Genomic DNA, 19,488 nt, shown 5'->3' with positions numbered 1-19,488 from the left:
ACAAGGATCCGAGCGGCAAAGGTTCAGGTCGGAAGGGGTCCGGCATGATCTCGGTCGCCGAGGCCCTGTCGCGGGTTCTCGCCGGCATCCCCGGCCCCGTCGTGGCGGAGACGATCGCCATCGGGCAGGCCGCCGGCCGGACCCTCGGCGCCGATCTGGCCGCCTTACGCACGCAGCCGCCCTTCCCGGCCTCGGCGATGGACGGCTACGCGGTGCGCAGCGCCGACCTCGACGCGGCGCCCGTCGCCCTTCGGCTCGTCGGCACCAGCTCGGCGGGCCACGGTTTCGCCGGCGCCGTGGGGGCCGGCGAGGCCGTACGCATCTTCACCGGCGCGCCCGTCCCGGAGGGCGCCGACGCGATCCTGATCCAGGAGAACGCCGAAGCAGCCCCCGAAACCGTGACGGCACGGGAATCCGTGCCGGCCGGACGCTTCATCCGCCCGAGCGGACTCGATTTCCGGGCCGGCGACCCCCTGCTCAAGGCCGGCGACGTCCTCGATCCCCGCCGCATCGCCCTCGCGGCCGCCGGGGGGCACGCCGTCCTGCCCGTGCGGCGACGCCCGCGCGTGGCGATCCTGGCCACGGGGGACGAACTCGTGGCGCCGGGCGAACCGGCGCGCTGGGACCAGATCGTCGCCTCCAACGGCCTCGCCGTCGCGGCCCTGGTCCGGGAATCCGGCGCCGAGGCGATCGACCTCGGGATCGCCGGGGATACACTGGCGGCCCTCGACGATGCCATCGGCCGTGCCGTCGCGGCGGAGGCGGACCTGCTCATCACCCTCGGGGGCGCATCGGTCGGCGACCACGACCTCGTGCAATCGGCCCTTCACGCCCGGGGCCTCGACCTTGGCTTCTGGCGCGTGGCCCTGCGCCCCGGCAAACCGTTGATGCATGGCCGGCTCGGCCGCATGGCCGTGCTCGGTCTGCCCGGCAACCCGGTCGCGTCGGTGGTGTGCGGCCTGCTGTTCGTGGTTCCGGCGATCCGGGCACTCCTGGGCAACCCGCACGCGGCCGCTGATGCCTCGGAGCCGGCCATCCTCGGCTGCGACCTCGCGGAGAACGACCTGCGCCAGGATTACCTGCGCGCCCGCATCGAGACGGCGCCCGACCGGTTGCCGGTGGTGTATCCGGAGAACCGCCAGGATTCGTCGATGCTGCGCATCCTCGGATCGGCCGAAGCGCTGCTGATCCGCGCGCCGCACGCCCCCGCGGCGAAGGCCGGTGCGCCCTGCCGCATCCTGCGCCTGGACCGGCGCCTGCTCTGACCGCCCGGCTCCAAGGCACTGGAGTCCGTCAGGTTCCTTTGGCTTGTCGGAATAACCGGTTTCCCCCGATCTCAGCCAAACTCCAGCCGGGACTCGCATCCCTCCGACGCAGGCCTCGTCCACTCCGGACCCGCATCTGGGTTCCCGCGCCGAAACGCGACGCCGTCAGCGAAGATAGGTCACGCTGTAGAGCGTGCGCCGCAGGGCCTCCTCATCGACCCAGACCCGACCGTTGTCACAGGCCTCGCGCATGCCCTCGCGCATCCGGGCGCAGTATTCGCCGGTGTTGTCCTGGACCCGATACTGGCAGCTGCCGCCGACCTTGCGGCGGCCGATGACGGGGCTGGCGTGATCGGCGTGCAGGTCCGGGTCCTTCGGGTCGCGGTCCTCCAGGAGGTACCAGCTGTAGCCGATGGTCGGCACCCGGCCGTGGTCGAGGGCGTAATCGATCATCGCCAGGATGCGGGCGACCGCCCGGCGGCCCGGCGGCCGGCCGGCCTCGCGCAGGGCGGCGAACTCCGCCTGATTGGCGGCGACCCGATAGGAGACCGGCAGCAGCGGCACCGGCAAGGGGACCCGGCGGCAGCGCGCCTCCACGTGGGCGATCCAGCCGGCGTTGAAGGTGTCGGTGCGGGGATCGCGCAGATGGGGCACGGTTCCGGCAAGGCTGCGGAAGCACAGGGGCCGGGGCGCGAGGCGGCTGCGGTAGCGCAGCGCCCGCAGGGTCCGGTCGGCGTAGCGATAGCCGTCGTTGGACGGCAGGTCCCGATCCTCGCACAGGCCGCCGATGTTGTAGAGCAGGGCGGCGGTGTCCTCCTCGCCACCCTCGATCTTGTCGAAGTACGGCAGCAGCTTGGGGTTGCCGATGTTGGACATCTCGGCGGCGTTGCGGCTCCAGGCGATGTCGGCCCGCCAGTTCGGATGGGCCTTCAGATGGGCGCGCAGGGCCGGGATCGCGGTCAGGCGTTCCGGATCGGCGAAGTAGGTCTTGGTCGCCACGTCGAGGGGCGAGATCTGACGCCCGAGCCGGTGCGAGATCATGTCGGCCGTGGCGTAGGCGAAGCAGATCGCGCTCTCGCCCTGGTTCAGCGGCATCTCGCGCGGCGAGGGCGACAGCGCGACGTCGCGGGTGCCCTCATGGACGTCGAACGGGATCGTGGCCGCGACCGGCGCGCAGGTGGGATTGCGCGCATAGGCCGGGTGGAGCGGCAGGATGCGCGGATCGACCTGCGCCCGGGCCGCCGTGACGGAGGACAGCAGAACGCCCGCCAGGGCGCACGACAGGACGCCCGACCGGACAGCCGCCCGGATGGCGCCTCCGATCCGGCCGGGACGCATCCTCAACCCTTCCGGCGCAGACGACTGGCGAAGAACCCGTCGAGGCCGCCGCGCAGTTCCGGGGCCTCACCGGTCAGATGCGCCGGCAGCGTGCGCAGGTCGCCGGCGGCGTCGATCGGCTCCGACAAACCGCCGAGTTCCGAGGCCTGCACCGGCACGCGCTCGAAGTCCGGGTTGCGGGTGAGGAAGGTCGCGACCTGGTACTCCCCCTCCTCCCGCTCCAGAGAGCAGGTGCAGTAGACGAGGCGGCCGCCGGGCCGCACGAGGGCGGCGGCCTTGTCGAACAGGCGCTTCTGCAGGCCGATGAGGCGGCTGATGTCACTCTCGGTCTTGGTCCAGGCCACATCGGGATGGCGCCGGAGAGTGCCGGTGGCCGAGCATGGCGCATCGAGGAGGACGGCGTCGAAAGCGCCCTCTTCGGGCATCGAGAGGGCATCGCCGACCCGGATCTCCGCTTCCAGGCCGAGCCGGGCGAAGTTCTGCGACAGACGCTCCAGGCGCGGGCTCGACCGGTCGACCGCCAGCACCGAGGCACCGGCGGCGGCGAGCTGCGCAGTCTTGCCCCCGGGCGCCGCGCAGAGATCGGCGACCCGCTCTCCGGGCGTGACCGCGAGGAGCCGCGCCGGCAGGGCGGCAGCGGCGTCCTGCACCCACCATTGCCCCTCGGCATAGCCCGGCAGGTCGGCGACGGCGGAGCGGACCTCGTGCAGGCGCACGCTGCCGGTCGGCAGGGCGACGCCGCCGAGGCGTTCGGCCCATTCGGCGGCCGATCCCCGTACGGTGATGTCGAGGGCGGCGCCCTGGAGATGGGCGGCCGCGATGGCCCGCGCGGTCTCGTCGCCATAGGCCGCGCGCCAGCGCCGGGCGAGCCAGTCCGGCGTGTTGTCGGAGAGCGGGTCGCCCGGATTGGCGACGATCGCCTCGCGCTCGCGCACGATCCGGCGCAGGATCGCGTTGACGAGTCCGGTAAGGTGCTGGAGCTGCGGATCGGCCTTGGCGAGGCGTACGCCGAGATCGACGGCGGCGTGATCCGGCACGTTGAGATCGAGGATCTGCACGGCCCCGGTGGCCAGGAGCGCCACGAGGCGCGGCTGATCCTCGGGCAGCCCCTGGGCCATGCGCTCGGCCAGGACCCGGCGCAGGAAGCCGAGGCGCCGGAAGGTGGCGGTGGCGATGGCGCGAGCCAGCCCGGCATCGGCGGCGTCGAGACCGGCGTTCCGGCCGGCCTGCGCGAGGGCGTCCTCGAGGGCGAAGCCACGGGTCTTGCCGATGAGGTCGGCCACCGCGCTGTGAGCGACCTGACGGGCGGCGAGGCCCGCGACGGTGCGGTCGATCGGCGCCGTCGGCGCATCCGTATTGCGACCTGTCGCCATGAATGCCACTTCCTGAATTCTTGAGCCCGCTCGCGGCGGACCTGTCTGCGATGCCCTTCCACCCACCACACCGAGATGCAAGCCATGACGAGCCCGGAACCGACGGAAAACCGCGCGGATGAGCCCCAGCCGGAGGCGAACAGGCGCCTGACGCCGGAGGCGGCTCGGGCGCTGGCCGAGGCGGCTGAACGCCGGGACGCCATCGATGCCCACGCCGCCGAGATCGCGGCCCAGCGCGAGCGCCAGGGCCGCGGCGGGCTGGAGCCGGTGCGCTACGACGATTGGGAGATCAAGGGCATCGCGGTCGATTTCTGAGGACGCGTTGCCGCCGGAACGTCCGGCATCCCCCTCCGTTGTTCCGGCCACCGCGTCAGCACCGAAGGACAACCCGATGGCCACCAAGGTTTCGAGCAACAACGCAGGCGAAGGCCCGCACGGCGAGGTCGCCCTGGCCCGGGGACAGACCGTGGCGATGCGCATGTGGCGCGACGAGGCGCCGAGCGCCGACAAGCCGATGGCGAAGCGCCCCTACGAGACCGTCGGCTACGTCATCGCCGGCCGCGCCGAGCTGATCGTGGACGGCGAGAAGGTCCTGCTGGAGCCCGGCGATTCCTGGCTGGTGCCGGAAGGTGCCGAGCACACCTACCGCATCCTCGAAGCCTTCACGGCCGTCGAGGCCACGTCGCCGCCGGCCCGCTGAGGGCCTGAAGGTCCCGCGCGGTCGCCGTGGCCGCGCGGGGTCGGGTTCTCTAAAACGGAGCCCGGACCTGCGCCGGCCGCCGGACGGTCGAGTGGGCGTCGCGTCATGTCCTCTCGGTCCTCCCGCGTGCTTGAATCGACGTCCGGTTTGCTGCGACCTCCGGTATGGGTACAGGACGATTGACTGGGAGGGCGGACCGGATGGCGGGTGAATCGGATGACGATCTGTTCCGATTCCTGGACCGCGAGACAGCGGACGCGGTGTTCGGGGAACGCCGCCGCCGGGCACAGGACAACGATCCGGAGTTCCGCGCCGAACCTGCCGTCGCATCGCCCGCCATTTCGCTGATGATCACCAATCGCCAGAGGACCGCGCTTCGCAGCTTGGGGTTTTCGGATGCGGCGATCCGGACGATGACGCCGGCGGAGGCGCACGGATACCTGGGCCTCGACAAGCCTGAGCGCTGATCCACCCTGCGAAGACATCGACCCTGCTGGACGGACCACCGATCATCGTCATCCGCCCTCGCACTTTGCTGGGGATTTCGCGGCGTAACCGCTATCGAACGGATCGGCTCTGCACCTAGGTTTCCGCCGAACCCGCTCGGCCCCATCGGCCTGAGCGGCCGGAGACCATCCGAGCCTGGACGCCGTGGAACCGACACACGCCTTCGATGCGATCGCGGATGCCCTCGAGACCACGGGGGCATACCGGGTGCTGCGCCAGATCAGGCCGTTCGTGGACAGCGCCGAGCCGCCGGACGAGCCGATTTTCATCGGCCTGATCGTCGACACCGAGACGACGGGAGTGGATCACAGCCGCGATGCCGTGATCGAACTCGGCATGATCAAGTTCGCGTATGGTGCCAGCGGGCGGGTCTACCGGGTGCTCGAGACCCTGAACCAGCTCCAGGACCCGGGGCGCCCGATCCCGCCCGAGATCACGCGCCTCACCGGCATCAGCGACGCCGACGTGGCCGGGCAGGCCATCGACGATGCGGCGGTGCACGCCATGGTGGCCGACGCCGCCGTGGTGATCGCCCACAACGCCAGCTTCGACCGGCAGATGTGCGAGACCCGCTGGCCGGTCTTCGCGGAGAAGAACTGGGCCTGTTCCTGCCATCAGGTGCCCTGGCGCGACGAGGGACACGAGGGCCTGAAGCTCGGCTACCTGCTGATGGATTACGGCGTCTTCCACAAAGGGCATCGCGCCATCGACGATTGCCGGGCGCTGCTTGCCCTGTTGGCCGCCCCGCTGAAGACCTCTAAACGCCTGGCCCTGTCGTGCCTGCTGGAGACCGCCCGCAAGCCGACGGTGCGGGTTTGGGCCGCCGGCTCGCCGATCGCCCAGAAGGACGTTCTGAAAGGCCGCAGCTATCGCTGGAGCGGCCGACGCCGTTGCTGGTACATCGACATCGCGGAGGACCGCCTCGACGTCGAGCGCGCCTTCCTGTGCCGGGAGATCTACCAGCGCGAGGTCCACGACCTCGTGGCGGATCGGATCACGGCGCGGGACCGGTTCTCGGTCCGGACCAATCCGGAAGCCTGAGGGCGGCGTCGGACGTGCCCTACTGCCGACACGTCCCCTCCGCGGCCTGCGCGCGAGAACTCAGCGCCCCAGCAGGGCGGGAATGACGGACCGCAGGCGGGAATAGCCCCGCGTCGACCGCGCCCACGCGGCTTCGTCCCACGGGCGCCGGACGCGGCGGCAGGCATCCGGCAGGGCCGCCGCCGAGGGTCCGACCGGCGCCCAGGCCGTGACCACCGGGAGGTCGCCGGCCCAATCGGCCCCGGCCGGACCGGCCGCGCACCCGAAATGGGCCTCCGCCCGGGACAGGGCGTCCGCCATCGCGGCGTCGTCCGCCGCCTTCACCCGATCGGCGGCGGCATCGGCATGAACGATCAGGCCGCCGATGCGCACGACTCGCGCGGGCCCCAGCGGCAGGCTCTCCGGGTGGAGATCGTCGAGATGCAGCAACAGGGCGACCTCGCCCTCCGGCGCCGTGTCGGCCGGCGGCAGCGGAACCTCGCGCGGCGGCATCGGCTCGTCGAGCGCATCCGGGTATTCGTCGAGCCCGACCGGATCGAAGCGCCCGTCCGTGTAGCGGCGGATGTTCTCCGCGCGGGCGACATAAGGCTTCCCTCGGGTGTGCAGGCCCGCCACCCAGCGCCAGGACAGCGTGTTGCTGGCCGGATCGCCGTCGAGCAGGTGACGCAGGAAGAAATCCGCCCCGAGCGCCCATGGCAGCCGCAGGGTGAAGATCCAGATCGAGGCGAACCACATCCGGGCATGGTTGTGCAGCCAGTTCGTCGCCACGAGTTCGCCAGCCCAGTCGTCGAAGCCGTCGATGCCGGTCCGTCCTTCGATCGCCGCCTCGTAGGTTCGCCGCAGACCAGGGTCGGCGGCCAGCCGCGCATGCCCGTCCGCGACCAGTGCGCGATAGTCGGTCCAGGCGGAGGGATGGGTTTCGAGGTGGCCTTTGAAATAGGTCCGCCACAACACCTCGGACACGAACTTCTCTGCGCCCCCGTCGCCGAACGCAGCGTCGGCCGCCGCCACAACCTCCGCCTCGGTGATGAGACGCCGGCGCAGGTAGGGCGACAGCGCCGACGTGGTCGGCGCAGCCCTCGGCCCCCGATCGGTGTTGCGGTCGGCCGCATAGGCCACGCCCGCGCCCCCGAGAAATTCGGAGAGGCGGGCAAGGCCGGCGGCGCGGGTGAGGGGGCGAATGTGGGACATGGCCCTGAGCTAGAGCCGCCCGGTCCGTGGCCGATGCGACCCAATCGCCCCCGGACCGGGGCGTTCTAGTTCGGGATCAGCTCACGGGCGGGGCCGCCGGTTTCCTGGCCGCGGGCCTGAGCGTAGCCCGGCAAAGCGGGGTTGCGGGCATTGCCGCTGTCGCTGTCCGGGCCGCCGAGCCAGTCCGCCGAACGCGGCGGCGTCAGGATCGAGCCGGTGATCGCCGGGCTCTCGGTCGGGTGCGGGAAAGTCCGGGCCTGGGAGGCGCCGGTCAGGGCCGCGATGCTGGCGGCAGATGCGAGAACGACGGCGGAAACAGTCTTGAACATCGTCATGTCGGGCCTCCTGTGGATCCTGCCTGATCCAACAGCGTCAAGCAGGGATGCCGGACAGACGATGTGTTCGGTTGCTTATTCCACCGGCCGATAAAGAATTCGGACTTCGTATCCGAGATCAGACCATCGAGGGGCAAGACGCGAGGCATGCGAGAAAGATTTCGATGCGCGCGTGGAATAATCGGGACTCGGCCGCGTCCATGCCCCCGTAGCCGGTTCCGAAGCGCGTCCGGCCCGAAACGAAGAGGAGCCCCGCCCATGCCAGGAGACCGGACATGACGGACATGATGCGCCTCATCGAGCCGCTGATTCCGGCCCTGCGCCGCTACGCAAGGGCTCTGCTGCGCAACCCGGCCGATGCCGACGATCTCGTGCAGGATTGCCTGGAGCACGCCGTCGGCCGCTGGCACCAGCGCCGGGCCGATGGCGACGCCCGGACCTGGCTCTTCGCGATCGTCCACAATCTCGCGGTGACGCAGATGCGCCGACGCGCCCGCCGCGGCGCCCACCTGCCGATCGAGGACACCGCGGAGGCCAACCTCGCGGTGGCGCCGACGCAGGAGAGCGGCCTGCGCCACCGGGACCTGATGAGCGCGCTCGACGCCCTGCCGGAAGAGCAGCGCAGCGTCCTCCTGCTGGTGACGGTCGAGGGCCTGTCCTACGCCGAGACCGCCGACATCCTCGCCATCCCGACCGGGACCGTGATGTCCCGCCTGTCCCGGGCGCGGGACCGGATGATCCAACTGATGGACGGCGCCGACGGGACCGTTCCGGCCAAGCGCCCGCTCCTGCGGAGGGTGAAATGACCATGCGTCCGATCGGCGAAGACGATCTCCAGGGCCTCGTGGACGAGCGGCTCGAGGCTGCCCGGCAGCGCGAGGTCGAGGCCTTTCTCGACGACCATCCCGAGGCGCGGGCACGGGTCGAGCGTCTGGTCGCCCTGCGCGCCGAGATGCGCGCCGCCTTCGCGCCTGTCGCGGCCGAGCCGGTGCCGGCCCGGCTGAACCTGGCGCGGATCGTCGAGGCGCGCCGCCAGCCACCTCGTCCGGCGTGGCACGCGATGGCGGCCGGGCTTCTGCTCCTGGTCGGAGGGGCCGGAGGCTGGGGCCTGCGCGAGGCGGTCTCGCCGGTGCCGACCGGCATCGAGGCCCTGGCTCAGTCGGCGAGCATGAACTACGCGGTCTATGCCCCCGACCACACCCGTCCGGTCGAGCTGGTAGCCACCAACCGGGACGAGATCGCGGGCTGGTTCTCGGCCCGGCTCAAGCGGCCGGTCGGCGTGCCGGACCTGAGCGGCGCCGGCTACCGCCTCATGGGCGGGCGCCTCGTTGCCACGCCGCAGGGGCCGGCCGGGCTCCTGATGTACGATGACGGCCACGGCGCGCGCTTCGTGATGCTGATGCGGCCCATGTCGGTGCCCGGCGACGCGCCGATGCGGCCCTACGCGACGGCGTCCGCGAACGGCTACGCCTGGGCCCAGGACGGGCTCGGCTACAGCCTCGTCGGAGCCGCCGATCCCGCAATCCTGCACCCCCTCGCCGATACGATCCGGCGCGCCACCGCGAAGGCCATCTGAAGGTCCGCCATGTCCATCCTGAACGACCTCACGGGCGCCGATCCGGGCTTGACCCCACGCGCCGTCCTCCTCCGGCTCGGCGCCATCGGGGGCCTCGTCGCCGGCACCGCCGGGGCCTTCGCCGCCGTCGGCGGCTGGCTCTCGCCGGGCGCGCTGGACCAGGCGCAGATCGTCGACCGCTTCGAGCGGGTCAACGGCCCGCATCCGGGATTCCGGCGCAACCATGCCAAGGGGCTCTGCCTCGCCGGCCGCTTCGAGAGCAGCGGCCGGGGGGCGCGCCTGTCGAAGGCGTCGCTGTTCGGCGCCGGGCAGGTCACGCCGGTCACCGGGCGCATCGCGCTGGCGGGCGGCCAGCCTTATGCGGCGGATGCGGCCACCACGGTGCGCAGCCTCGCGCTGCGATTCCACCTGCCCGACGGCGAGGAATGGCGCACCGGCAACAACGACATCCCGGTCTTCCCGGTCCGCACCCCGGAGGCGTTCTACGAACAGCTCCTCGCCGCCAAACCGGACCCGGGCACGGGGAAGCCGAACCCAGACGCGCTGAAGGCGTTCTTCGCGGGGCATCCCGAGAGCGCGAAGGCGGCCGCCCTGATCAAGGCGCGGACGATCACCGCCGGGTTCGCCGACGACACCTTCCGCAGCCTCAACGCCTTCCGGTTCGTCGCCCGGGACGGCACGGAGACGCCCGTGCGCTGGGCGTTCGTGCCGGATCAGGCCGCCACGGCCGAGAGCGCAGCCCAGAGCGCACGGGCGGACAAGAATTTCCTGTTCGACGCCTTTGCGTCCGCGGTCCGTCGAGCGCCGGTGCGCTGGCACCTCGTCGCCACGCTCGGCGAAAGGGGCGATCCCACGGCGGACGCGACACTGGCCTGGCCGACCGACCGCGCGACCGTCGATCTCGGGAGCGTCGTCGTCACCGCGACGGAGGCGGAGGCCGACGGCAATTGCCGCGACGTCAATTTCGACCCCCTGGTCCTGCCCGCCGGCATCGTGGGCTCGGACGATCCGCTGCTCAGTGCCCGCTCGGCGGCTTATTCCCAATCCTTCGCCCGCCGCGCCGGCGAGCCGAAGACGCCCAGCGCCGTCCACGACACCCCCGCGTCAGGAGCCGGATTGTGAGCCCCACCGCACATTTCAATCGGCCGGCCCGGCTGCTGCACTGGACCATGGCGGGCCTGATCCTCGCCATGCTGTTCATCGGCGTGGCGATGGTGACCTCGCTGGCGCATTATCAGGCCCTCGTGGCTTTGCACCGCCCCCTCGGGATCGGCATCCTGGTCCTGGCGGTGCTGCGCCTCGCCAACCGCTGGCGCCATCCGCCGCCGGACCTGCCGGCCGACCTTCCGGGCTGGCAGCGGCAGGCGGCGCGTGCCTCCCACATCCTGCTCTATGGGCTGATGCTCGGACTGCCGCTGATCGGCTGGGCGATGCTGTCGGCGGCCGGGTATCCGATCGGACTCGCCGGCGCGCTGGTGCTTCCGCCGATTCTGCCGCGCGATCCCGGTCTCTATGCCTGGCTCCGCCCGCTGCATACGGTCCTGGCCTACGCCCTTTTCGGCCTCATCCTGGCCCATCTCGGGGCGGCTTTGATGCACGGGCTGATCCGCCGGGACGGTGTCTTCGCCAGCATGGCCCTGCGCCTGACGCCATCCCGGTCGCGATAAGCACGACCCCCGATCAGCACGACCCCCGACCAGCACGACCGCGATGAACACGACACAGGATACGAGGCGAGACCCGATGGACCACACCGCAACGGGTCGGGTGCTCATCGCCGGGGGCGGCATCGCGGGTCTGGCCACCCGGCGGGCGCTGCACAGGCACGGCATTCCGACGCTGACCCTGGAACGGCGCGACGAGCCGGCCGATGCGGGCCTCGCCATCAACCTGCCGGGGAATGCGGTCCAGGCCCTCGCGCAGCTCGGCCTGGGCGATGCCCTGCGCACGGTGGGTTCGCCGGTGCGGCGACGCGAGTACCGCACCGAGAGCGGACGCCTCCTCTTCGCCGTCGACGAGGCGGCGTTCTGGGGAGACGAGATGCGTCCGCATTGCCTGCGCCGCGCCGACCTTCTGCGCCTGCTGGCGCGCGACCTTCCCCCGGCCGATCTCCGGCTGGGATTCGACATCGGCGCGGTGCGGCCGGAGCCGCAGGGCGTCACGGTCGACGGTCGGGACGGCAAGGTCGAGACCGGAGGGCTCCTGGTGGGCGCCGACGGCGTGCATTCCCGGGTTCGCCGCGACGTGTTCGGCGATGCGGCGCTCGGCGCGGCGATGCTGGCTCCGGCGAGCTGGCGCTTCATGGCCCCCAATCCGGGCCTCGACGCCTGGACGCTGTGGGCCGGATCGGGCGGGTTGTTCCTGCTGATCCCGGTCGATCGGGATGAGGTCTACGGCTGGGTCTCGATTTCGGGGACTTCCGCGTCCGGCCAAGCGCCGAGCACGAATGCGGGGCCGAACCTAGCCGCCTCCCGTGCTCGCTTCGCGTCGTTCCCACGCCTCGTGCGCGACACCCTCGAGGCGGTCCTGGCCCGGCCGGGCGCGCTCTATCACTCGCCTTTGGAGGAGGTTCGGATACCGAATTGGACCCGGGACCGCGTGGTGCTGGTGGGCGACGCCGCGCACGCGACCGCCCCGGTCTGGGCCCAGGGCGCCGCCCTCGGCCTCGAAGATGCGCTGGTGCTCGCCGCGCTGCTGGCCGAGCGGACGGATTGGAGCACGGTGGGCGCGGCCTACGAGGCCCTGCGCCGGCCCCGCGTGGCCCATGTCCAGGCCATGACCGACCGGCTGTCACGCACCGCCCGGCTGCCCGGATGGGCCCGGAACCTGATGCTCCCGGTCATCGGGCCGCGCAGCTACCGGGCCACCTACCAACCCCTGCGCATCCCGGTCCCGGCCTGAAGACCGCGCGCGAACGCTGGCGGTTCGGACCCGTCGATCCCGGCCGTCGATGTCTCCCGGGGACGGGCTCACGCGGCGATCAGGCTCTCGACGATCTCCTGAACGTTCAGCGCTTCGGCGAAGGTGGCGAGGGGATGCGGCTCGCCGTGCGCCATCCGGACGACGCCGTCCAGTTGACCCCGAAGGGCGATCAGCCGGGCGCGATCGTTGGGTAACGCGTCCTCCGCAGCTACGAAATGCCCGTCCGGTCCCATCCGCTCGGCGATGGACCAGTCGCGCAGGCGAATGGTGCCGGCGTCGCCTTCCAGGGTCCAGGTGTTGTGGTCGGCGAGGTCCGTTCCGCCGACTCGGCCTCGAAGGTGGACCGGGACGCCGCCCGCCGACAGCGTCGCCTCGATCGCCCGCTCCGCCCGACCGGCCTGCGGGAAGTCGGCATGACCCTCCAGCGATGCCAAAGGGCCGAGGAGACGCCGGGCCAGGAACAGGAAGTGCGAGACGACCTCGCGCGTGAAACCGCCCTCGGCGCGTGCATCGAGCCAGTTCACCGCATCCGCCTGCCAGGGCCGGGGCCAGTGCGCGAAGGCGACCGCGATGGTGAGGCGGCGCGGCGTCCCGACGACCCCCTCGGCGATCCAGCGCACGAGCGTGGCGACGGCCGGCGCGGCGGCGAACGGGAAATTGACCGCGCCCCGGATGTCGACCTCATCCACGAAGCGGCGCGCCTCCGCCACATCGACGGCCAGCGGCTTCTCCAGGAAGAGGCTCCGGCCGGCCGCCGCGGCCCGGCGCGCATAGCCAAGATGCGAGGCGGGCGGCGAGGCCACGTAGACGCAGGCGCTGGCCGCGATGAGCGCATCCGCATCCGCCAGCCTCGGAACCGCCGGATATCGGGCGGCGATGCGCGCGAGCGCCGCTTCGGACGGGTCCCAGATCCCGGCGACCCGCACGGACCCGGCATCCCGCCCGGCATCCGGACCGGACAAAACACCGAGCATGCGCTCGCCCATGATGCCGGCGCCGATGATTCCGAGAGCAAGGGTGTCGTGCGTCATAGGCGAAAGGCTTTCAGGGATGAGGGTTGCGGAGACGAGGTTCTTCGGGCCGCAGGCGCCAGCGCCCGGGAGGCTTCCAATTCACGTCTCGGAGGCGGTGGCGATGCGCAATACGGCGCCGGCTTCGGAGAGGCTCTGCAATTCCTCCGCCGGCTCGTGCGAATCCGTCACCAGGGTCCAGTTCCGGGGGAGCGGCGCCCAGGCGGTCTGCTCCGCCCGACCGAGCTTGCTCGCATCGGCCAGCACGATCACCTCGCGGGCCTGCCGCATCATGAGCGATTTGAGCGTGACCTGATCCAGGCTGGCCTCGCACAGGCCGCGTCCCGCCACGACGCCGTCCGCGCTCAGGATCGCGCGATCGGCCGTCATCAAGCGCAGCGCTTCGACCGCGAGCGGTCCGATGGTGCTCATGCTGGTGGCCCGCAGCGCCCCCCCCAGCACCACGAGGTCGAGCCCCGGTGCCTCGGTGAGGAAGGGCAGGAGCGCCAGGTTGTTGGTGATGATCCGAAGCCGCCGCTTGGCGAGAAGCTGGCCGAAGGCGGCCACGGTCGAGCCGGCATCGAGGATCAGCGTGTCGCCATCCGCCACCAGGTCGAGGGCGGCCCGCGCGATCGCCCGCTTCTCGGCGCCGTTCACCGCGAGCCGCTCGGCCAGCGTGGTTTCCGGCGGGCGGCTCGCCAGGATCGCGCCGCCATAGGTCCGGCGCACGGCGCGGATCGCCGAGAGGTGCTGAAGGTCGCGCCGCACCGTCGAGGCGGAGACGTTCAGGCGCAGGGCGACCTCGTCGACGTCGATCTCGCCGACGCTCAGGGCCTCCAGCAGCAGGTTCCGGCGCTCCTGGCTGCGCATCGACATGGGGCGGTCCTCCGGCCTTCGGTCCCGCGTCATGGCTGAGCCCGGCGGCGCTGGCCAGGAGGTTTCAGCCATCCCCGCCGGAAAGCCTCGTGTCTCAGGCGGCTTGCGCCTTCGGAGCGAGGTCGACGGCCTGACGCAGGGCCTCGATCAGGCTGCGCTCGTCGGCGATGCCGGTCCCGGCGATGTCGAAGGCGGTGCCGTGGTCGACGGAGGTACGGATCACCGGCAGCCCCACGGTGATGTTCACGCCGGCCTCGAGGCCCAGCACCTTGATCGGGCCGTGACCCTGATCGTGATACATCGCCACCACCATGTCGTAATCGCCACGTCCGGCCAGGAAGAACAGGGTGTCGGCCGGCAGCGGGCCGCGCACGTCCCAGCCCTTGGCGCGGCAGGCCTCGATCGCAGGCGTGATCTTGGCCGCTTCCTCGCCCCGGCCGAACAGGCCGTTCTCGCCGGCGTGCGGATTGATCGCGCAGACGCCGATCTTGGGGTTGGCGATCCCGGCCTTGACCAGGACGCCGTGGCCGCGTGCGATCACGCGCTCGACCAGGCCGGGCTCGATCTTCGCGATGGCGTCGATGAGCCCGATATGGGTCGTGACGTGGATGACCCGGAGCTTGGGCGAGACCAGCATCATCGAGACTTCGGGCGTACCCGTGAGATGCGCGAGCAGCTCGGTATGGCCCGGAAACTTGTGACCGGCGGCGTGGAGGGCCTCCTTGGAGAGCGGCGCGGTGCAGATGCCCTGGGCCTGCCCGGCCTGGACCACCTCGACGGCCTTCTCGATGTAGCGGTAGGCCGCCTCGCCCGCGACCGGGGAGACCTGGCCGAACGGCAGGTCGGCGGGGACGACCTGGAGGTCCAGGCACTGAACCGCCGTCTTCTGGAAGTCCGCCGCGCCGGCATCGGACAGGGACTCGACGGACATGTCGGTGCCGACGAGCCGGCCGGCCTGCCGGAGACGTTCGGCATCGCCGATCACCAGGGGCTGGCACAGGGCCCGGACATCCGCGTGCGCCAGCGCCTTCATGATGATCTCCGGGCCGATGCCGGCGGGATCGCCCATGGTGATCGCGATGGTCGGACGGGTCATGAGAAGCTTCCTTGGGTTCGGACGGCGCGCAGGCGCTCGCTGATACGGATGAGGCTCTCGGCGTCGCCGAAGGCGCCGGCCTTCGTGGCGACGGGAATCGAGAGACGGCCCAGGGTCAGGCCGAGGGAAACGCCGGGTTCGATCTCGTCGACGAGGCGAATCCCGTCGATGCCGAAGCGGGCGAGGAGGGCGGCGGCGGTCTCGCCGCCGGTCGCCGCGACGGCGCCGATCCGCGCCGCGATCGGATCGAGGGCCTCGGCGAGCGCCCGCGCAAGGCGCGGTCCGAGGCTCATGTCGAGGGCGTCGCCGATGGCGATCTCCACCAGGGCGTCGTCCCCCGCCGCGATCACGGCGGCGACGCGGGCGGCCAGATCGGCCCGGCCGGCCGGATCGCCCAGCAGCGTATCGGGCGAGACCGGCAGATGGACGACGTGGTCTTGCGCCGCAAGCCTTCGCATGGCCGCGCGCGAGGCCGCCGCGAGCGACCCGACGACGATCAGGCTGCCGGATCGGCTCGGGGGGATGTGGACCGCCCCCGTCGGGGCGGGCGCAAGGGTGTCCGCGAGGGCGTGGGCCAGCCCGGCGCTGCCGATGAAGAAGGGAACCGGCGCCACGGCAAGGCTCGCCGCCGCGATCCGCGCCAGATCCCCGTCCGTCTCGGCATCGCAGATCGCCACGCCCGGTCCGCCCTCGGCGATGCGGGCGAGACGGGACGCGAGATCGGGGCTGCGGATGACGGAGAGCGGAACCAGCGTCGTCTCGATCTCGGCCGTGCCCAGCACGAAGCCTAAATTGGCACTGGCGTAGGTGTGGTCCCGGCGCCAGACCTCGGCATCCTCCAAGGGACGTCCGGAGACATGGACGTGGCCCGCCAGCGTGGTTCGGCCGGTCGCCGGGAAGGCGGGGGCGCAGATCCCGAAGGCCGCGCCGGTCCGTTCCATCAGGTGGGCCATCGTGGCGGCGGTCTCGGCGGCGGGTTGTCCCCGAAGCGTCGAATCGATCTTCTTGAACAGAACCCTGTCCGGTTCGAGCCAGCGTTCGAGGAGGCCGCGATGGCGCTCGGCGGCGTCGGACGCGGACAGGCCGCGGCTGTCCGCGTCGTAGGCGAGCACCGGCAGGGGCCTGGAGTCATCCGGGGAGACATCGCCCGAGGTGGTGACGTCCCAGGTCACCGCGGCCGCGAGGCCGCGGCGCCCGAACGCGATGGCGCAATCCGCGGCGCCGGTCAGGTCATCGGCGAGAATGAGCCAGCGGCCGGACATCGTCAGCGGCCGGCAACGGTCGGCGCGGCGGCGAAATCTGTAGCCTCCTCGGCGCCAGCCACTTCGGCGCCAACCACTTCGGGATCGCCGAAGCGCCGCGACACCCAGGCGGTGAGGATCGGAACCAGGATCGCCGTGACGACGACGCAGGCGGCCACCAGGATGGTCGCCGGCCCGGCCGCATCGGCATAGGCCGGGTTGGCGGAGGCGACGATCGCCGGCACCGCCGCCGCGTTGCCCGCCGTCGAGGCCGCGGCGACGCCCGCGACGCCGGTCCCCCCGGTCAGGCGATCGGCGAAGAACAGCGGGATGCCGGTGAAGACCACCACGGCGACCCCCATGGCGAGGCCGAGCAGGCCGGCCTGCCAGACCTTCGACAGGTCGAGGCCCGCCCCGAGCGCGAAGGCGAAGAACGGGATCATCACGGGAATCGCCCGGCTGAGGAAGGCTCGCATCTCACGGTCGAGGTTGCCGATGATCATGCCGACGAGCAGCGGCAGGATCGCGCCGACGAGTGTCTGCCAGGGGAAGGCCGAGAGCCCCGCCACCCCGAGAGTCACCATGGTCAGGAACGGCCCGCTCTCCAGCGACATCACGGTGTAGGCGCCGACGTCCCGCGGGCGCCCGTACTGGCCCATCAACGCCATATAGAGTCCGCCATTGGTGTCGTTCATTGCGGCGACGATGGCGAGGGTCGACAGCCCCGCGAACAAGCCGGCCGCCACCGGCGCTTCGCCGAGCACCTGCCCGAAGATCAGGCCGAGGATCATGGCGATGCCGACCTTGACGATCAGCAGGGTGCCGCCCTTCTTCATGATATAGGGCGTCGCGCGGAAATCGATGCTGGCGCCCATGCAGACGTAGAAGACCGCCAGGATCGTCAGAGCGCCGGAAAACAGCGCTCCGGTGAACGATCCGAACAGCTTTGGCGTGCCGGGGAAGAACGTGGCGATCAGGGCGCCGGCCAGCAACGGCACGACCATCATGCCGCCAGGCACGGATTCGATGGTCCGTTTGATCGGGATCTGCATGTCGGACGATCTCCCTGCGCATTTTGCGCAATTTTGATTCTGATTTCATCCCGGATCTGCCGAACAATCGGCAACGAACACGTTTCCTCCCGGAACGACGACAATCATCTGCGCATTTTGCGCAGTTCGTCAATGAAATTGCGCAAGTCGCGCACAAATGGCGGGGTCGGGACAGGCACGGCGGGCGCGAGTGACGGGTCCAGCGATGCGGCGGACGCCAGCGCGCGTCCGGTGGCGTCGCGCCAGGGGCGGCCTCGAACCGCCTACGCGAGATGGCGGAGCGATGGCTTCGCACAGGGGACCTTCGCCCGGCCAACGGCCGCGCTGCGCGTCTCGGGACTGTCGGATTCGCGGATGCCGATCGAGAACCGCCCCGTCGATCGGATGGTCGCGTCGGAGCCGATCCGGCAGGGCGGGACGGCGCTCTTCGTCGGATCTGAGAGAGGGGCGGCGTTCGCAAGGCTGGAACGGCGTACCCTGGCGGCGCCGGCACGCTTGTCCAGCCAGAGCCGCGCGCCTGTTTCGACGCGCCGCGCGCCTGTTTCGACGCGCCGCGCGCTCGGCGCGCGACGGAGTCAGCGCGTCACGTAGACCTGCGTGCCCACCGAGACGCGCTCATACAAGTCGGTGATGTCCTGGTTGTACATGCGGATACAGCCGTAGGAGGCGTAAGTGCCGATGGAATTCGGCCGGTTGGTGCCGTGGATGGCGTACTCGCCGCCCGCGAGGGTCATGGCGGCGACGCCCATGGGATTGGACGGCGATCCACCGGCGATCACCGAGGGCAGACGCGGGTTGTCGCGCTTGACCTCGCGCGGCGGCGACCAGGCCGGCTCGACATACTTGCCGTCGATCTGGGTGGCGCCGCTCCACTGTTTGCCGGGCTTGCCGACGGCCACTGGATAGCGAATCGCGGTGCCGTCGCCGTTGACGAGATAGAGGCGGCGCTCCGAGGTGCGGACGATGATCGAGCCGGGCATCACGCCTTCATGAAAGGCGACGACCTCGCGCGCCTGGGCCGAAGCCACCAGGAAGTTTGCTTCCCCGCCGTTCACCCCGAGGACCGCCCCTGCGAGCGCCAAAACCCATCTGCCCTGCCGAACCATGACCCGTGCCTTCCGAAAGCGTGACCGTTTGCCCGATCATCAATCGCGCATCCAAGGTCTCGTTCCGGTAAAGCGAAGTGCTGAGCGTGCCGTATGACCCGGAAATCAGCAAGCGCGGTAAAGTCCCGCGACCACAATCAAGCTAAATCCGAGTGTTCATCTTTAGACTTCGTTGACTCTGTTGATCCGAACGGTCCTTAGCGCTCGATCAGGGTCATGCCGGATGCGAGCCGCTGCTGCCAGCCGTGACGGACAAGCTCCGGGTCTTCGTGCTCCTCGACCGGAAACCCGACGCAGAGATAGGCCACGAGGCTCCAGGCACAGGGAACGTCCAGCGTTTTGCAGACGGCTCCAGGCTCGAGGATCGAGACCCAGCCGACTCCCAGTCCATGGGCGCGTGCTGCGAGCCAGAAGGTCTGGACGGCGGTGACGACGGAGTAGCGCAGCATCTCCGGCATGGTCGCCCGCCCGAGGCCGTGGCCGGTCACCGTGGCCTCGTCGCAGAACACCGCGAGGTGCACCGGCGCTTCTCGCAGGCCCGCGAGCTTCAGCCGCACATAGGCCTCGCGCTGCTCCGCCTGATAGGCTTCGGCCGCGGCCGCGTTGCACCGCTCGAAACTTGCGATCACCGCGGCGCGGCGGTCCGCATCGCTGACGCGGACGAAGCGCCAGGGCTGGCTGTTGCCGACCGAGGGGCTGAAGGCCGCCAGGTCGAGGCAGCGCTGCAGCAGCGTCTCGTCCACCGGGTCGGTCCGAAAGCGGCGCACGTCGCGGCGCCAGGCGAACAAGGTCGTGAGCGTCTCACGAAAATCGGCATCGAAGCTGGCCACGATCCGTCCCCGCGGTACATTTCAGTCTT

Annotated in this window: 21 protein-coding genes; 10 read left to right on the top strand and 11 right to left on the bottom strand. The window is 71.0% G+C overall.

Annotated elements, in window-relative coordinates:
• The first annotated feature begins 44 nt into the window (after positions 1-44).
• Positions 45-1,265, top strand: a complete 1,221-nt coding sequence (gene glp, locus ASF57_RS19395) for a gephyrin-like molybdotransferase Glp (RefSeq protein WP_056486695.1) — start codon at positions 45-47, stop codon at positions 1,263-1,265.
• A gap of 165 nt (positions 1,266-1,430) precedes the next feature.
• On the opposite strand, the gene ASF57_RS19390 is transcribed toward glp, so the two are convergent.
• A complete protein-coding gene (locus ASF57_RS19390; RefSeq protein WP_056486350.1) occupies positions 1,431-2,603 on the bottom strand; it encodes a hypothetical protein in 1,173 nt (390 codons plus the stop codon).
• 2 nt (positions 2,604-2,605) lie between these two features.
• A complete protein-coding gene (locus ASF57_RS19385) occupies positions 2,606-3,976 on the bottom strand; it encodes an RsmB/NOP family class I SAM-dependent RNA methyltransferase (protein WP_056486347.1) in 1,371 nt (456 codons plus the stop codon).
• A gap of 84 nt (positions 3,977-4,060) precedes the next feature.
• Between ASF57_RS19385 and ASF57_RS19380 the strand changes: the two genes are divergently transcribed.
• The 4 genes from ASF57_RS19380 to ASF57_RS19365 all read left to right on the top strand — a co-directional run bounded on the left by ASF57_RS19380 (position 4,061) and on the right by ASF57_RS19365 (position 6,224).
• Entirely contained in the window at positions 4,061-4,291 is a 231-nt protein-coding gene (locus ASF57_RS19380; protein WP_056188810.1) for a DUF1674 domain-containing protein, read from the top strand.
• Positions 4,292-4,367: 76 nt separating this feature from the next.
• Complete coding sequence (locus ASF57_RS19375; protein WP_056188814.1) at positions 4,368-4,676, top strand: cupin domain-containing protein; 309 nt, start codon at positions 4,368-4,370, stop codon at positions 4,674-4,676.
• Positions 4,677-4,876: 200 nt separating this feature from the next.
• Positions 4,877-5,143: a hypothetical protein gene (locus tag ASF57_RS19370; protein WP_056188817.1), complete on the top strand. Its 267-nt coding sequence runs from the start codon at positions 4,877-4,879 to the stop codon at positions 5,141-5,143.
• A 184-nt stretch (positions 5,144-5,327) separates the two neighbouring features.
• Positions 5,328-6,224, top strand: a complete 897-nt coding sequence (locus ASF57_RS19365) for a 3'-5' exonuclease (RefSeq protein WP_056486345.1) — start codon at positions 5,328-5,330, stop codon at positions 6,222-6,224.
• A 60-nt stretch (positions 6,225-6,284) separates the two neighbouring features.
• On the opposite strand, the gene ASF57_RS19360 is transcribed toward ASF57_RS19365, so the two are convergent.
• Complete coding sequence (locus ASF57_RS19360; RefSeq protein WP_056486342.1) at positions 6,285-7,415, bottom strand: FAD-binding domain-containing protein; 1,131 nt, start codon at positions 7,413-7,415, stop codon at positions 6,285-6,287.
• Between the two features lie 65 nt (positions 7,416-7,480).
• The gene (locus ASF57_RS19355; RefSeq protein WP_082504215.1) at positions 7,481-7,744 is read right to left on the bottom strand and encodes a hypothetical protein; all 264 of its coding nucleotides are present in this window, start codon (positions 7,742-7,744) and stop codon (positions 7,481-7,483) included.
• 281 nt (positions 7,745-8,025) lie between these two features.
• On the opposite strand from ASF57_RS19355, the gene ASF57_RS19350 reads away from it, so the two are divergent.
• The 5 genes from ASF57_RS19350 (at position 8,026) to ASF57_RS19330 (ending at position 12,227) form a co-directional block, all read left to right on the top strand.
• Positions 8,026-8,556, top strand: coding sequence for a sigma-70 family RNA polymerase sigma factor (locus ASF57_RS19350; RefSeq protein WP_056486336.1), 531 nt, complete (start codon positions 8,026-8,028; stop codon positions 8,554-8,556).
• A complete protein-coding gene (locus ASF57_RS19345; protein ID WP_244477031.1) occupies positions 8,553-9,326 on the top strand; it encodes an anti-sigma factor in 774 nt (257 codons plus the stop codon). The genes ASF57_RS19350 and ASF57_RS19345 overlap by 4 nt, the downstream gene beginning before the upstream one ends.
• A gap of 9 nt (positions 9,327-9,335) precedes the next feature.
• Positions 9,336-10,448 carry a catalase family peroxidase gene (locus ASF57_RS19340; protein WP_056486330.1) on the top strand — a complete coding sequence of 371 codons (1,113 nt, stop codon included), beginning with the start codon at positions 9,336-9,338 and terminating at the stop codon, positions 10,446-10,448.
• On the top strand, positions 10,445-10,993 hold the full coding sequence (locus ASF57_RS19335; protein ID WP_056486327.1) for a cytochrome b/b6 domain-containing protein: 549 nt from the start codon (positions 10,445-10,447) through the stop codon (positions 10,991-10,993). Before ASF57_RS19340 ends, ASF57_RS19335 begins: the two co-directional genes overlap by 4 nt.
• Positions 10,994-11,069: 76 nt before the next feature.
• Complete coding sequence (locus ASF57_RS19330) at positions 11,070-12,227, top strand: FAD-dependent monooxygenase (RefSeq protein ID WP_056486324.1); 1,158 nt, start codon at positions 11,070-11,072, stop codon at positions 12,225-12,227.
• Positions 12,228-12,295: 68 nt separating this feature from the next.
• Here ASF57_RS19330 and ASF57_RS19325 read toward each other — a convergent pair whose 3' ends face one another.
• The 7 genes from ASF57_RS19325 to bluB form a co-directional block, all read right to left on the bottom strand.
• Positions 12,296-13,279, bottom strand: coding sequence for a Gfo/Idh/MocA family oxidoreductase (locus ASF57_RS19325; protein ID WP_056486320.1), 984 nt, complete (start codon positions 13,277-13,279; stop codon positions 12,296-12,298).
• A gap of 81 nt (positions 13,280-13,360) precedes the next feature.
• On the bottom strand, positions 13,361-14,134 hold the full coding sequence (locus ASF57_RS19320; protein WP_082504180.1) for a DeoR/GlpR family DNA-binding transcription regulator: 774 nt from the start codon (positions 14,132-14,134) through the stop codon (positions 13,361-13,363).
• 94 nt (positions 14,135-14,228) lie between these two features.
• The gene (gene pdxA / locus ASF57_RS19315) at positions 14,229-15,230 is read right to left on the bottom strand and encodes a 4-hydroxythreonine-4-phosphate dehydrogenase PdxA (RefSeq protein WP_056188845.1); all 1,002 of its coding nucleotides are present in this window, start codon (positions 15,228-15,230) and stop codon (positions 14,229-14,231) included.
• A complete protein-coding gene (locus ASF57_RS19310) occupies positions 15,227-16,492 on the bottom strand; it encodes a four-carbon acid sugar kinase family protein (protein WP_056486317.1) in 1,266 nt (421 codons plus the stop codon). The genes pdxA and ASF57_RS19310 overlap by 4 nt, the downstream gene beginning before the upstream one ends.
• 2 nt (positions 16,493-16,494) lie before the next feature.
• Positions 16,495-17,523: a 2-keto-3-deoxygluconate permease gene (locus ASF57_RS19305; protein ID WP_056486313.1), complete on the bottom strand. Its 1,029-nt coding sequence runs from the start codon at positions 17,521-17,523 to the stop codon at positions 16,495-16,497.
• Between the two features lie 575 nt (positions 17,524-18,098).
• Positions 18,099-18,629 (bottom strand): L,D-transpeptidase, encoded by a 531-nt coding sequence (locus ASF57_RS19300; protein ID WP_056188852.1) that lies wholly within the window; start codon positions 18,627-18,629, stop codon positions 18,099-18,101.
• Positions 18,630-18,826: 197 nt separating this feature from the next.
• Positions 18,827-19,459, bottom strand: coding sequence for a 5,6-dimethylbenzimidazole synthase (gene bluB / locus ASF57_RS19295; RefSeq protein WP_244477030.1), 633 nt, complete (start codon positions 19,457-19,459; stop codon positions 18,827-18,829).
• Between the last annotated feature and the right edge of the window lie 29 nt (positions 19,460-19,488).

Source organism: Methylobacterium sp. Leaf117, assembly GCF_001422985.1.
Lineage (GTDB): Bacteria > Pseudomonadota > Alphaproteobacteria > Rhizobiales > Beijerinckiaceae > Methylobacterium.
This window is presented reverse-complemented; position numbering and strand designations above follow the sequence as displayed.